Below are 13,679 nucleotides of genomic sequence, written 5' to 3' on the forward strand. Positions count from 1 at the left end.
GAACCCATGTACGAGTGCCGCGCTTCACAGACTCCGGTGGTGCGGTAGGTCCTCGCTGTAGCGGACCCACTGCTGCGGCCTTCCGGGTAAACTAGCCCGTCGGCAACCACGGGTAATTACTCTCGAAGCTCCTTCACGCGGCCCTCGGACTCGCTGTCTACGCTTCGCAGGGTGAGTCGCCTCACCGCCACGCAAGACTCGCTTCCGGCCTGCGGGCTGCCGCTTTAGCCGGGCAGGGCTTGCACCTGCTGGGTCCCAGCTTCGAGTTTCTCAAGACGACGGCATCTTGTTCCTCCCGAACCAGGCTTTTGCAGCTCCCTGGCGCACAGTTTACATAACGCTTCTTATCAGACGTTTTGACTGGGGATTCCCCAAGGATTCCAGGCGCTTCCCCGGCCCGCCCAGAACCTCCACGGACGTCCGCGTAACCGGCCCGGGTCCGTCGTTCACGTGTCGTCGGGCTCATCCACGTGTCGTCGGGCTCATCGACGTGGTCCAGTCCTCAAGCACCTTCCGGGCCCCGGCCTTGTCCCCGCTCGCCTTGAGCGAGTCGGACGCTCCGAATGCCCGCCCGAACAGGTCATTCCCACCTGGGGAGCCATCCTGCGCAGCAGCTCGGGCATCCCGGGGTCTTGCGGCAGCTCCGCGCCGTTCGCGAGCGCCAGGCCCAGGTCGATCACCCTCCGCCAATCATCGGACGTCACCGCGCCCCCAGGCCCGCACATGTCGAACGGCCATTGCCGCCATACACGCCACCGTCGGCCACCAACCTCCGGCCGCCATGCCCTGGAATCTCGTGCTTCCCGAGCCCGGTGGGAGCCATCCTGCGCAGCAGCTCGGGCATCCCGGGGTCTTGCGGCAGCTCCGCGCCGTTCGCGAGCGCCAGGCCCAGGTCGATCACCCTCCGCCAATCATCGGACGTCACCGCGCCCCCAGGCCCGCACATGTCGAACGGCCATTGCCGCCATACACGCCACCGTCGGCCACCAACCTCCGGCCGCCATGCCCTGGAATCTCGTGCTTCCCGAGCCCGGTTCCGGAACGTACCTTGCCGCCCCATGCGCCTCTTCCGACGAACCGGACTCGCCGCGCTTTGCGGCCTCACCGCGGCCCTGCTGACGGGCTGTCCCGACAAGACGCCCCAGGCCCCCGTGGACGGCGGCGTCACCGGCGCCACGGCGGCCCCGGACTCGGGCCCCGAGGCCGTGGTCTTCACGCTCCAGTACCTGTCGCCAGACGGCGGCTCCGCGCTCATCCCCCTGGCACTGGAGGAAAAACCGCTCGTGGAGCCCACCTCCGACCTGGAGCTGCGCAGCACCCTGGGCCTCAAGAACTACCGCGTCCGGCTCATGGACGAAGCCGACCGGGCCATGGTCTCCGACGACTCCGTGTCCGAGGCCGATGACGGCCTCGTGTACCGCATCCACCTGCCGCAGCCGCTCAAGACCGGCTACTCGTACACCCTCGTCGTCGACTCGCAGACCGGCTCGTCGTTCCAGGACTCGCGCGGCCGCGACGTCGAGGACCTCCGGGCCTCGTTCCAGATCATCGGCGACAAGGAAAAGCCCAAGCCGCCTCCGGCGCCCGCCAAGGGCGGCAAGAAGAAGTCCAAGTAGCCGTCATTCCTGGGTTTCTGACTGCCCCGGCGCTTGATCCGGCAACGGTTCGGGCGTGGCCGGCGCTGGGGTCGGCAGGTTCAGCGCCGTGCGCAGCTCCCGCAGCTTCGCCTGGATGAGCCGCATGTTCCCCGGGCCCATCCGCAGCAAGTGCTTCTGGGCCTTGCTCAGCCCCTCCAGCTCCGGCGACGCATAGACATACAGCGCGCCCTTGGGCTCCACCTCCACCGGCCCCCGCGGCACCGGCACCGCCAGCAAGTGCTGGATGGCCCGGCCAAACGCCGTCTCGAACCCCTGGTCCGGCGGCGCGATCTCCCGGTACGCCTGGTCGATGAGCGGCTTCAGCTCCCGGTACACCATCGCCGCGCCGGACGCGTCCATCGAACCCAACACCCGGGCCACCAGGTCGTAGCGCGCGTAGCTCAACGGCGCGATCTCCGAGCGCCCGCTCGCCCCGGCCGCGCCCACCTGGAACGCCCCCACGGGCGCCATGAACAACAGCGAGGCCCGAGGACTCTCACCGTCAGCGATGTTGCTCACGGACGCGGTGAACCGGCGCGCCAGGTCGCGCTCCTGGAGCCACTTCGCCAGCTCCGGGTCCACTGACAGCTTGCCCACCAGGTCGCGGATGCGCCCGTCGCTCTCCGGCAGCGACACCTCCGCAGGCACCTCCGCCACGCCCGCGTCCACCACGGGCGGCGCCGTCACCAAGGGCGGCGCCTCTGACTGGCGCCTCAGGCCGAAGTACGAAGCCACCACCCCCACCACCATCAGCGCGATCAGGATGCCCAGGACCTTGCCCCGCGACGGAGCCTTGGGCGGCTCGGCCTCCGGCGGTGGCGGAATGGCTCCAGGGCCCTGATTCACGAAGTTCGGATCGCTCATGGTCCCGGACCTTACAGACAGGCCTCCGAGCCATTCCACGCGCGCGTGAACAATCCGCGCCGTCTGTGTTCACCGCGCGGAGAGGAGCTCGTCAGGCAGGCGCCAGAGCTGGCCGTCCTCCGGCGACAGAATGAAGCCGCCGGGCAGCAGGTGCACCGACGTGACGGCCTCCGTGGACAACGGCAGCTCCCACGCGCACACGGGCCGCAGCGAGTCCGGGTCCAGTTGAAGCAGGTACCACTCCCCCGCCTCCAACAGGTCCTCCACCGCCACCAGCACCGCGCGCTCCGTCACCAGCCCGCTGTACCCCGTGGCGAGCGTGCCCTGTTCCGGCAGCAGGAACTCCGCCGCCAGCGTGGCCTCCGGGTACGTCCAGCGCCGCACCCACGTGCCGCCCACGCCGATGAAACCCGAACCGTCCGGAAGGAACCCCGCCGGATAGAACGGCGCCTCCACCGAAGCCACCGCCGCGCCACGCACGAGCCCCGCGGCGCCGCGCTCCACGAACGTGAGCCACGTGCCCTCCTGGCCCAGGCTCACCGCCACGCCCATCACCGGCAGGCTCGGATGCGGCATCCATTCGTGCAGCCCGTCCAGGTCGTCCTCACCCAGCGCCGGCGTGCCGAGCTCGAGCCCCGCCTCCGTCCCCGCCACGTCTGATAACGTTCGGGCATCCAGGACGCGAAGCGACGCCCGCCCATCCTCGACGCCGCTCGTCCACAGGCCCTCGCCGGTGACGTCGAACCCCAGGGCCTGCGTGTTCCGCGTCCAGGCCCGCGCGGGTGTCTCCACCGGACTCCCATCCAGCGCCCGGCCCACCACCTCGATGCGCCCCGGCCCCAGCACCGCCGCGCACCCGAGCGACGGATGCAGCGCCACGAGCCCCGCGGTCCGAGGCAGCTCCAGCGCGCGCCCCGGCGGCCAGGACTCAAGCGCTCCGAGCACGGCCAGGCGCCGCACGCCCACGGCCAACCCCACCGCGGCGTCCGAGCCCGAGCCCGAGGGAGGCAGCACGAAGCCGTCGCCCGCCCACTCCGCGTCCGTCACCGGCAGCGTCGTGATGCGAGTGAGCGCCACGCGGCGGCTGGGAATGCCCCACGGCGTGCCGGGCCGCGGCCTGCCCACCCAAGGCACGACCTGGCCGCTCAGGAATCCTGCTCCATGGCCCGCACGCGCGCGAGCGTGTCCAGGTCGCGCTCGGTGGGGCCCAGCTCCAGCAGCAGCCGGCTCACGTCGTAGAGCAGCTCCCCGCGCTCGAACACCTTCAGCCGGGGGACGTCCAGGTTCAGGTCGTCCGCGCCCTTGTTGTACGCAAGGTCCATCAGCGACCGGAGCTGGAACGAGTCGTAGAGGTTGTACTCCACCAGGTAGCGCAGGGCCTCCACGTCGCCGCGCCGCAGGTACGCGCGCCACAGCAGCACCGCGTCGTAGCCGTTGACACCCTTCAGGTGCGGCGGCCGGCCCACGCCCAGCTTGTCTTCAATCTCCTTCAGCCCGCCGCCCATCCCCAGCCGCCGCGTGACGAAGCGCAGGTCGATGTGCGCCTCCGGCACCGGGAAGTGCTTCTCGCCGAAGTACTCCTTCAGCACCGGCACGTCGAAGCACGAGCCGTTGAACGTCACCCACAGCCGCCGCTTCGCCATGGCCTCCGGCAGCGCGTCCATGTTCCGGCCCTGAATGAAGACGTGCAGCCCCGCGGCGTCGAACAGGCTCACCACCGTGGGCACCTGCGTCTGGCTGCCGTCCGTCTCGATGTCGAAGTAGACGGCGTCGTCCTGGAACACCGGGAACAGGCGCCAGTGCTCGCGCGGCGGCACCATGCGGGCCAGGTCCTTCAGGTCCCTCCGGGCCAGCGCCGCCCGCGCCTCCGCGATGCGCTCGCGGGCCGCCGTGTCCGCCTTGCGGCTGATGACGATGCCGCCGTCCGGGAAGTCATCCCAGGTCCGGATGCCCTTGGACCACAGGTCCTTCTCGCGCCACGGCCCCACGCCGGGGATGAGCTGGAACGTGTGCAGCAGCATCAATCGAGCGCACCCAGCCTTCCCGCCAGCAGATCATCCAGGAGCGGCACGTCCGCCTCGCAGAACGGCAGCGCCTGCATCTCCGTGGGCGTGTGGAACGCCAGCTGGTGCGCGCCCAGCGGCTTCGGCTCTCCGGACACCAGCGTGGCCGCGAACAGCACCAGCTCCACCGTGAGGTCCGGGTACGTGTGCCGGCCCTCCCACAGGCGGCGGCCCACGGACAGCTCCACGTCCAGCTCCTCGCGGCACTCGCGCGCGAGGGCGGCCTCGTCGGTTTCGCCCGCCTCCACCTTGCCGCCGGGGAACTCCCAGAGGAGCGCGCGGCTCCCACCGGGCAGGCGCTGCTGGACCAGGTACCGCGGCCCGCCGTCTTCCGGACCGGGCCGGGGAATCAGCGCGGCCACCACCCGCACCGTCCGGGGCACGGCGCGCGTCACCCGCGCGGCCCCTTCTTCACGTCGTTCATGTCCAGCGCGTACAGGTACGCGTTGTTGGACAGCACGTACACCCGCGAGCCCACCACGAACGGCGGCGCGGAGATGCCCACGCCCGGGTTCCACGCCATGCGCGACTTGCCCGTCGTCGGGTCCACGAACAGCAGCGCACGCTCGTTGGGCACCAGCAGCATTCCCCTGGCCAACACCGGAGCGAGCGCCGTCCTGTTCTTGAGAGGGAGCGACCAGATGAGCTTTCCCGTCTCTCCCAGGTAGGCGTCCACGCGGCCGTCGCCGGTGGCGAACACCACCTCGCCCCGCGCCAGCAGCGACGTCAGGCCGCCCACGCTGGCGTTCCAGATGACGGCGCCGGAGTCCGCCTCCAGGGCGTACAGGCCGTTCTTGTACGATGCGACATACAGCCGCCCCGCCGAGTCGATGGCGGGCGTGGTGTCCACGTCCAGGAACTCCGTGCCCGAGCCAGACAGGGACTTCTCCCAGACGACGCCGCCGTCCTCCACCTTGAGGGCGACGAGGAAGCCGTCGGAGAAGCCGACGTACGCGGTGCCCTGGTCCACCCGTGGCGCGGAGGCACCCCGGACGGTGAAGCCCGACGGCGGGTCGCGCCGGTACTGCCACGCCCACGCGCCATCCGTCGCCTTCACCGCGAACACCGTGTCGGTGTCCGAGGTCACCAGCACCAGGCCGTCCGCGAGCACCGGCACCGTGGCCAGGGACTCGCTGGTGGCGTACTTCCACTTCACCGCGCCGGTGCGGCCGTCCAGCGCGTACAGCACGCCGTCACCGCCCGGCAGGTAGACGACGCCCTCACTGACCAGGCCGCCCGCGAGCGCCCGGGCCCCCGTGCGCAGCGACCAGGCTACCTTCCCGTCCGGCCCCACCGCGCGCACGTAGCCGTCACGCGTCTGCACGATGACGTTCCGGCTCTCCGGGTCGTACACCGGGGAGGCGGGCTCGCGCGGCGAGTACTCCAGCAGCGGGACCTTTTCGACGAGCCCCGTCCACCAGTTGACCTGGAAGTAGTCCACCGGCGGCTGACGGGGCGCCGCGGGCAGCTCCGGGTTGCCGTACAGCGGCGCCGTCGCACACCCGGCCAGGAGCCCTGCCCCGGCCACCATTCCCACCCACCGCTTCCACCGAGCAAGCCGCATGGTCATGAGCGCGCTACGGCTGCCCCGAGTCCGTGGCCGGCGCGGCGGGAGGCGCCGGCGTGGGCACCTTCACGCCCTCCGCGGCCAGCACCGCCATGCGCTCGGTGGCCTGACGGGCCGCGGCGCTGCTCGGGTGGTCCGTCGGAATCTTCGACAGCACCTGCGCGGCGTCGTCCTTCTTGCCCTGGAGAATCAGCATGCGCGCCTTGTGGTACGCGCCCATGCCGACCAGGTACTCGCCGGTGTCCGCCTTCTCCATCGCCTCGAAGGAGGTGCTGGCCTGGGCGTAGTCACCCTTGGCCTCGTAGGCGTAGCCCTGGCCCTCCAGGGCGCTCGCGCGCAGGGCGTCGTTCTCCGGGGCGCCCTTGAGGAAGACGTCCAGGGACGCCAGGGCGGCGTCGTTCTGGCCCAGCCGGAACTCGGCCTTGGCCTGCGGCAGGGCGGCCGTCGTCGCCGAGCGGGTGCCGCCGTGCTCCTTGCGGAAGGCGGCCAGCTGCTTCACGACCTCCTCGTCGCGGGCCTGCTCCGTGGGGAACGGGGGCTCCGTGGCGGACGGGTCCACCGGGTCCACGCCCGTCACGGGGCGGTCCAGGACGGTGAGGGCCTGGCCCAGGGCCATGGAGGCAGTCTCCTCGCCGCGCCTGGAGACTTCACTGGCGATGGCCACGCCCACCGCGCCCAAAACCAGCACGCCCGCGCCGATGGCGAGGAACTTCTGGCGCTGCATCAGCCAGTCGCGCGCATCCGCGCCCACCTTCTGGAAGGCGTCCGGCTGACGAAGCTCCTGCTGGCGAATCTTCTCGGTCTTCTGCTGGGCCACGATGAAGGGACCTCTCTCCGGCTCGACGGTGCTCTTCGCTCTGGGAAAGCGGCGCACTGTAAAGAGCGCCCGCTGGGAGTGTCAACGCGTGTGCGCGGTCAGTCGCGCCCTGCCCGCTTCCCACCCTTGCCACCCTTGCCCGCAAGGTGCGGGTTCTTGCGCGCCTCGCGCTTGGCCTTGCCTGGCCGCTCGCGGAAGAGCAGCCGGATGGGGACCCGCAAGTCGAACGTCTTGCGGATCTGGTTGGTGATGTACCGCTTGTACATGTCCGGCACACCCTGCGGTTCGTTGCAGGTGAGGGTGAAGGTCGGCGGGGCCGCCGCCACCTGGGCGATGTAGTACAGGCGCAGCGGCTTGCTCTTCACAATGGGCGCCGGGTTGTTGTCCACCATGTAGTCCAGCAGCTTGTTGAGCTGCGGGGTGGGCGCCCGGAAGCGGAACTGCTTGGCCAGCTCCACCGCCACGTCCACGACCTTCTCCACCTTGGAGCCGTGCAGGGCGGACGTGAAGATGACCGGCGCGTAGCCCACGAACTTGAGGGCGATCTTGAGGTCCTCGCGGAAGGCCTCCTGGCGGCGCTTGTCCTCCGCGATGAGGTCCCACTTGTTGACGACGATGACCAGCGCGCGGCCCCGGTCCATGGACAGGCCCGCGAGCTTCGCGTCCTGATCCACCGCCGGCTCCGTGGCGTCCATCAGGAGCACCGCCACGTCGCTGCGCTCCAGGACCTTCAGCGCCGCGATGACGGAGTACTGCTCCACCTGGTGCGCGATGGTCTTCTTGCGCCGGATGCCCGCGGTGTCCGTGAGGATGAGCTGATTGCCCTTGTACGTGACTTCCGAGTCGATGGGGTCACGCGTGGTGCCGGCGACCTCGCTGGTGACGACGCGCTTCTCCTTGAGGATGGCGTTGACCAGGGTGCTCTTGCCCACGTTGGGCCGGCCGATGATGGCCACGCGGATCTTCCCGTCGTCCGGCGGCGCCTCCGAGTCCTCGCCCTCCTGCTTCTCCGGGAGCTTGGACACCACGGAGTCCATCAGGCTGCCCATGCCCAGGTTGTGCTCGGCGGACATGGCGTTCACGTCGCCCAGGCCCAGGCGGAAGAACTCGCCGGCCAGCGACTGCATCTGCCCGGACTCGTTGTCCAGCTTGTTGGCCGCCACGACGACGGGCTTGCCCGACTTGCGCAGGTAGTTGGCGACAGCCTCGTCCGCCGTCGTCATGCCCGCGCGGGCGTCCACCACGAAGATGATGACGTCGCACTCCTCCACCGCGAACTGCGCCTGCTCGCGCACCTGCTTGAGCAGCGTGTCCTTCTCACCGGGGACGAAGCCGCCCGTGTCGATGAGGGTGAAGGCGCGGCCCTCCCACTCCGCGTCGGAGTAGTGCCGGTCGCGGGTGACACCCGGCTCGTCCTGCACGAGCGCGATACGCCGGCCCACCAGGCGGTTGAACAGCGTGCTCTTGCCCACGTTGGGGCGACCGACAATGGCGACCAGCGGCTTCATGGAGTCTCTTTCGACAGCGACGACGACTTCGAATGCAACGATGTCAGCGACACGAACTTCCGCGGCGACATCACTCGTAACCCAGCTTCCTCAAACCCGCGGCGCGCTCGCTCCAGCGGGCCTCCACGCGCACGCGCAGGTCCAGGTACACATGCGCGCCCAAGAGGCGCTGCACGGACTTGCGAGCGTCCGTGCCAATGAGCTTCAGCATCTGCCCCTGCTTGCCAATCAGGATGGCCTTCTGGCTGTCGCGCTCCACGTAGATGGACGCCGCGATGCGGATGAGGCCGCCCAGTTGGCCGGGGGGCGTGCCGGGGCGCGGCTCGCGCTCGGATTCATCGAACACGTCCACCAGCACCGCGGTGGAGTACGGGATCTCCTGGCGGCAGTGCCGCAGCACCTGCTCGCGGATGTACTCCGCCACCAGCACGCGCTCCTGCTGATCCGTGAGCATGTCCTCCGCGAAGAGGGGCTCGCCCTCCTGCATGTGGCCCAGCACGACCTGGAACAGGTTCTCCACGCCGTCCTTCTCCCGCGCGGAGATGGGCACCACCTCCGCGAAGGGGAACTGCTGGCCGTAGAGCGCGATGAGCGGCAGCAGCTTCGCCTTGGGGATGGAGTCGATCTTGTTGATGACCAGGAAGGTGGGCTTGCCCACCTTCTGCAGCCGCTCGAGGATGGCGCGGTTGCCCGGCGTCACGTCCAGCGTCTCGCCCTGGGGGGGCTCGATGAGGAAGAGGACCAGGTCCACCTCCTCGGCCGCGGAGAGGGCGGCCTCCACCATGTAGCGGTTGAGCTCTCCCTTGGCCTGGTGGATGCCGGGAGTGTCGATGAACGCCACCTGCCCTTCCGGGCGCGTCACCACGCCCAGGATGCGGTTGCGGGTGGTCTGCGGCTTGGGCGAGACAATGGCGATCTTCTCGCCCGTGAGCACGTTGAGCAGCGTGCTCTTGCCCACGTTGGGCCGGCCAATGAGCGCGGCGAAGCCAGCGCGAGGGGTCTTCTTCTGGGACTGAGAGGCCATACTTCCGGAGATGATCAGTGGGCCTTCCAACCTCGACGACGGGAAGACCCCGGGGGAACTGCCAGGGTACGGCGGCGGACTGCTTACGAAGGCCGCGCCGTGGAGATGGTCAACGTCTGGATGCGCACGTCCCGGCGGGGACGGTCGCTTGAATCCTTGGGAAGCTCGTTGGCGATGCGGTCCACCACGTCCTGCCCTTCCACCACCTCGCCGAAGATGGTGTACCGGTTGTCCAGGTGGGGCTGCGGCGCCGCGGTGATGAAGAACTGACTGCCGTTGGTGTTGGGGCCGGTGTTGCCCATGGCCAGCACACCCTTCTTGTCGAAACGCCGGCCACCCTGGAACTCATCCTCGAAACGGAAGCCCGGGCCGTTGTTGCCCCGGCTGGTCGGGTCCCCGCCCTGGATCATGAAGTCCTTGATGCAGCGGAAGAAGAGCGTCCCGTCGTAGAGCGGGCGGCCGTGCTGGGGCTGGAACGTCACCGGGTCCGTCCAGGGCTTCTCCCCGGTGGCCAGCCCCACGAAGTTCTCCACCGTCCTGGGCGAGTCCTTGGAGAACAGGCGCACCACGATGCGCCCCTCCGTGGTCTGGAAGGTGCCGAACAACTCCGTGCCCGCGCGGGCCTGTTCCATGAAGCTCATTGCGGGGTGCTCTTGGGGGCGGCGGGCTTGGGCGCGGCCGGCTTCTTCGGGGCCTTTTCACTCAGCGTAATCGTTTCCAGGACCACGGGCGTCTGCGGGCGGTCCTGCGCGCTGCGCGGCACGTTGCCGATCTTCTCCACCACGTCGTAGCCGGTGACGACCTCGCCGAAGATGGTGTGGCGGCCGGTGAGGTTCGCGGGCGTGGAGGTGGTGATGAAGAACTGGCTGCCGTTGGTGTTGGGGCCCGCGTTGGCCATGGCCAGCAGGCCCTGCTTGTCGAAGCTTCGGCCGCTCTGGAATTCGTCCGCGAAGCGGTAGCCCGGGTCGCCCCTGCCGGTGCCGGTGGGGTCGCCGCCCTGAATCATGAAGCCAGGGATGACGCGGTGGAAGACGGTGCCCGCGTAGAGCGGCTTGCCCTTCACCTGCTCGCCCGTCGTCGGATCCGTCCAGGCCTTCTCGCCCGTGGCGAGGCCCACGAAGTTCGCCACCGTCTGGGGCGCGTCCTTGGAGAAGAGCTTCACGGTGATGACACCCTGGCTCGTCTTCAGCGTCGCGTAGAGGTCCTTGCCGGCCTGGACCTTCTTCGTCCACGGGCCCGCGGCGGGCTCGGCGGCCAACGCCGCGACGGCGGCGAGCGCCACGGTGAGACCGAGAAGACGGTGCATACGGGACAGGCTCCAGGGCAGGAAGGCGCGGACCCTACCCCCCACCCCCCTCCCGCTCCAAGGGCTTTCACGCCGGAGGGTCGTCCGGTGAAGGACCTCCCGGGACGGGCGCCACGACATCCGGGGATGCCACGACAGCCGCCTCCTCCTTCAGGCGCTCCAGCGTGGTGCGAGCGGCTGCCTGCTCGGCCTCCTTCTTGTTCCGGCCGGTGGCCCGGGCGTACACGGACTCCCCAATGCACACCTCCACCTCGAACACCTTGGAGTGCTCCGGGCCAGTCTCCGCCACCACGCGGTAGCGCGGCGACAGCTTGAGCTTCTCGTGGGCCAGCTCCTGGAGGAGCGTCTTGTAGTCCAGGCGGCCCGCGCCGGAGGCCACCTCCTCCACCAGCTCCCCGAAGACGCGGTCCACCAGGGCCAGCGCCGGCTCCAGGCCGCCGCTCAGGTACACCGCGCCCAGCACCGCCTCCATCGCGTCCGCGAGCAGCGAGTTCTTGTCGCGGCCTCCGGACTGGGACTCGCCCCGGCCCAACAGGAGCAGCTCACCCAGGCGCAGGCTCCGGGCCACGCGGGCCAGGCCCTCCTCGTGGACGATGCGGGCTCGCATCTTGGTGAGCTCGCCCTCGGGGACGCCCGGGCAGCGGTCCATCAGCCGGTGGCTCACCGCCAGGTCCACCACGGCGTCGCCCAGGAACTCCAGGCGCTGGTTGTCCTTGAGGTTCTGGTCGCGGTTCTCGTTGATGTACGTCTTGTGCGTCAGCGCCTCCAGGGCCAGGTCGCGCTTGGAGAACTGCACGCCCAGGCGGGCCTCCAGGGCCTGCACCCGCTCGGCCAGGGTCATCTTCTCCACGCGGCTCACTCCTGGGGTGCGTCCGGGCCCACGAGTCGCACGGCCTCGGGAGCGACCTTCAACAGCTCAGCCACCAGCTGCACGACGCCGGGGAACTCATCCAGTTCGAAGCGGCCCGCCCACACCTTGCCCTGGGTGCCCGCCAGCAGGCCCCGGAAGGTGCGCCCGGCGATGCGCGCTGCCGCGAAGCGGTAGGCCTTGCCCTCCACCTGCAGCTGCGCCAGCAACTCCAGGCTGCTGCGCGGCGGCACCAGCGACTGCGGGCCGAACTTCTCTACAATCTCCACGAAGCGCACCGGCTCCGCGCCCGACGACGCCTGCGGCGCGCGCGCCACCGGCTCGCCGAGCAGCGCGGCCAGGTAGCCCGTCAGCGCGGCCTTCTCGCGGAACTCCGACAGCTCGATGACGTGCCCGGCGGCGGTGGCCAGCTCCTCCCGCCCGCGGATGGCCTGCGCGATGCGGAAGTTGCCTTGCCGGTCCGCCACCAGCTTCACCGCGAGCTGGCCCTCCCTCACGTCCGTGGACAGCTCCAGCGACTGCGGATCCACGTCCGCGGGCAGGCCCAACAGCTGTAGCTCCTCCGAGCGGCGCTGCAGGTGGAAGACGTGGTCGCTGAAGGTGTCCAGCAGGAGCGCCTGCATCTCCTCCGCCGCGTCGATGGCGGACAGGAGGATGGGCGTCATGCCCACCACGGCTGGCGGCGCGATGGGGATGAGCCTGTCCCCCATCGCCTGGAAGGTGATCTCGGTGATGAAGTCCTTGGTGATGGGGTTCACCAGGGACGCGGCTTCCAGGTCCAACACCACTTCGACGCCGGACGGCTCCTCACGGACCTGGAGCCCCAGCTCTCGCAGCCGAGCGGTATCCATCAGGCGCCTTTGAAGGTCTCGCGAGCGATGATGGTCCGCTGGATCTCGCTCGTGCCCTCGCCAATCTCACAGAGCTTGGCGTCGCGCAGGTAGCGCTCCACGGGGAACTCGCGCGTGTAGCCGTAGCCGCCGTGGATCTGCACGGCCTTGTTGCACCCGCGCATGGCCGCCTCCGACGCGAACAGCTTCGCCATGGAGGCCTCCTCGGAGTACGGCTGACCCGCGTCCGCGAGCCGCGCCGCGCGGTGCACCAGCAGTCGCGCCGCCTCCAGCTCCGTCTTCATGTCCGCCATCATCCAGCGCAGACCCTGGAACTCGCCAATGGGCTGACCGAACGCGGTGCGGTCCTTGGAGTACGCCACCGACTCCTCCAGCGCCCCACGCAAGAGGCCCACCGACAGCGCGCCGATGGTGATGCGGCCCTTGTCGAGGATCTTGAGCGTGTCGATGAAGCCGCGGTCGACCTCGCCCACGATGGCGTCGTCACCGACCTCCACGTTCTCCATGATGAGTTCGGCCGTGTCCGACGAGCGCATGCCCAGCTTCCCGTGGATGGAGCGCTGGCTGAAGCCGGGGATGCCCTTCTCCAGCACGAAGGCGGTGATGCCCTTCTGGCGCTTCTCCGGCGACGTGAGCGCCAGCACCACGAACACGTCACCCACCGTTCCCTGGGTGATGAACATCTTCGCGCCGTTGAGCACCCACTTGTTGCCCTTGCGCACGGCGGTGGTGCGCATGCCGGACGCGTCCGAACCGGATCCCGGCTCGGTGAGGCCCCACGCGCCCAGCCACTCACCGGAGGCGAGCTTGGGCAGGTAGCGCTGGTGCTGCGCCTTGTTGCCGAACACGCGCACGTGGCTGGTGCCCAGGCCGTTGTGGCTGGCCACCGTGAGCGCGAGCGAGCCGTCGTAGCGGGCGATCTCCTCCACGGCCACCGCCACGGCGAGCGAGTCCATGGCCGCCCCGCCGTACTCCTCGGAGACGAGCATGCCCAGCACGCCCAGCTGCCCCAGCTCCTTCACCACTTCCATGGGGAACTTCTCGTCCTTGTCCCACTCGCGCGCGTACGGCTTCACGCGGCGTTCGCAGAATTCACGGAGGGAGGCCTGCAGGGCGCGGTGGCTTTCAGGAAGTTCGAAGTCCATGGTCGGGTGCGGAATCTAGAGCGTGAATG

General features: G+C 69.7%; 15 protein-coding genes. 1 reads left to right on the forward strand and 14 read right to left on the reverse strand.

The features are described 5' to 3' along the window. Window positions 1–700: 700 nt before the first annotated feature. On the reverse strand, window positions 701–901 hold the full coding sequence (locus tag D7Y21_RS11850) for a hypothetical protein (protein WP_121713224.1): 201 nt from the start codon (window positions 899–901) through the stop codon (window positions 701–703). Window positions 902–1,058: 157 nt separating this feature from the next. Here D7Y21_RS11850 and D7Y21_RS11855 point away from each other — a divergent pair, with 157 nt between their 5' ends. Next, window positions 1,059–1,616, forward strand: coding sequence for a hypothetical protein (locus D7Y21_RS11855; RefSeq protein WP_120567921.1), 558 nt, complete (start codon window positions 1,059–1,061; stop codon window positions 1,614–1,616). Window positions 1,617–1,619: 3 nt separating this feature from the next. On the opposite strand, the gene D7Y21_RS11860 is transcribed toward D7Y21_RS11855, so the two are convergent. From D7Y21_RS11860 to D7Y21_RS11920, 13 genes are all read right to left on the reverse strand, one after another. After that, window positions 1,620–2,501, reverse strand: coding sequence for a DUF3014 domain-containing protein (locus D7Y21_RS11860; protein ID WP_121713226.1), 882 nt, complete (start codon window positions 2,499–2,501; stop codon window positions 1,620–1,622). Between the two features lie 69 nt (window positions 2,502–2,570). After that, a complete protein-coding gene (locus tag D7Y21_RS11865) occupies window positions 2,571–3,626 on the reverse strand; it encodes a hypothetical protein (protein ID WP_120567923.1) in 1,056 nt (351 codons plus the stop codon). Between the two features lie 20 nt (window positions 3,627–3,646). After that, window positions 3,647–4,522, reverse strand: a complete 876-nt coding sequence (locus D7Y21_RS11870; RefSeq protein ID WP_120567924.1) for a ribonuclease H-like domain-containing protein — start codon at window positions 4,520–4,522, stop codon at window positions 3,647–3,649. Further along, on the reverse strand, window positions 4,522–4,959 hold the full coding sequence (locus D7Y21_RS11875; protein WP_121713228.1) for a (deoxy)nucleoside triphosphate pyrophosphohydrolase: 438 nt from the start codon (window positions 4,957–4,959) through the stop codon (window positions 4,522–4,524). The genes D7Y21_RS11870 and D7Y21_RS11875 overlap by 1 nt, the downstream gene beginning before the upstream one ends. Then, the gene (locus tag D7Y21_RS11880; RefSeq protein WP_233612070.1) at window positions 4,956–6,095 is read right to left on the reverse strand and encodes a PQQ-binding-like beta-propeller repeat protein; all 1,140 of its coding nucleotides are present in this window, start codon (window positions 6,093–6,095) and stop codon (window positions 4,956–4,958) included. The genes D7Y21_RS11875 and D7Y21_RS11880 overlap by 4 nt, the downstream gene beginning before the upstream one ends. A 46-nt stretch (window positions 6,096–6,141) precedes the next feature. Next, window positions 6,142–6,951: a tol-pal system YbgF family protein gene (locus tag D7Y21_RS11885; protein ID WP_370038482.1), complete on the reverse strand. Its 810-nt coding sequence runs from the start codon at window positions 6,949–6,951 to the stop codon at window positions 6,142–6,144. A gap of 95 nt (window positions 6,952–7,046) precedes the next feature. Continuing rightward, the gene (der, locus tag D7Y21_RS11890; protein WP_120567927.1) at window positions 7,047–8,456 is read right to left on the reverse strand and encodes a ribosome biogenesis GTPase Der; all 1,410 of its coding nucleotides are present in this window, start codon (window positions 8,454–8,456) and stop codon (window positions 7,047–7,049) included. A 70-nt stretch (window positions 8,457–8,526) separates the two neighbouring features. After that, entirely contained in the window at window positions 8,527–9,480 is a 954-nt protein-coding gene (gene era, locus D7Y21_RS11895) for a GTPase Era (protein ID WP_120567928.1), read from the reverse strand. Window positions 9,481–9,563: 83 nt separating this feature from the next. Further along, window positions 9,564–10,121 carry a peptidylprolyl isomerase gene (locus D7Y21_RS11900; protein WP_120567929.1) on the reverse strand — a complete coding sequence of 186 codons (558 nt, stop codon included), beginning with the start codon at window positions 10,119–10,121 and terminating at the stop codon, window positions 9,564–9,566. Continuing rightward, window positions 10,118–10,786: a peptidylprolyl isomerase gene (locus D7Y21_RS11905; RefSeq protein ID WP_120567930.1), complete on the reverse strand. Its 669-nt coding sequence runs from the start codon at window positions 10,784–10,786 to the stop codon at window positions 10,118–10,120. The genes D7Y21_RS11900 and D7Y21_RS11905 overlap by 4 nt, the downstream gene beginning before the upstream one ends. A 67-nt stretch (window positions 10,787–10,853) precedes the next feature. Beyond that, entirely contained in the window at window positions 10,854–11,627 is a 774-nt protein-coding gene (gene rnc, locus D7Y21_RS11910; RefSeq protein ID WP_199735411.1) for a ribonuclease III, read from the reverse strand. Between the two features lie 14 nt (window positions 11,628–11,641). Beyond that, a complete protein-coding gene (locus D7Y21_RS11915; protein ID WP_199735409.1) occupies window positions 11,642–12,505 on the reverse strand; it encodes a hypothetical protein in 864 nt (287 codons plus the stop codon). After that, a complete protein-coding gene (locus D7Y21_RS11920) occupies window positions 12,505–13,650 on the reverse strand; it encodes an acyl-CoA dehydrogenase family protein (RefSeq protein ID WP_120567933.1) in 1,146 nt (381 codons plus the stop codon). The genes D7Y21_RS11915 and D7Y21_RS11920 overlap by 1 nt, the downstream gene beginning before the upstream one ends. Between the last annotated feature and the right edge of the window lie 29 nt (window positions 13,651–13,679).

This window comes from Corallococcus sp. AB045, from assembly GCF_003668895.1.
In the GTDB taxonomy this organism is placed as follows: domain Bacteria; phylum Myxococcota; class Myxococcia; order Myxococcales; family Myxococcaceae; genus Corallococcus; species Corallococcus coralloides.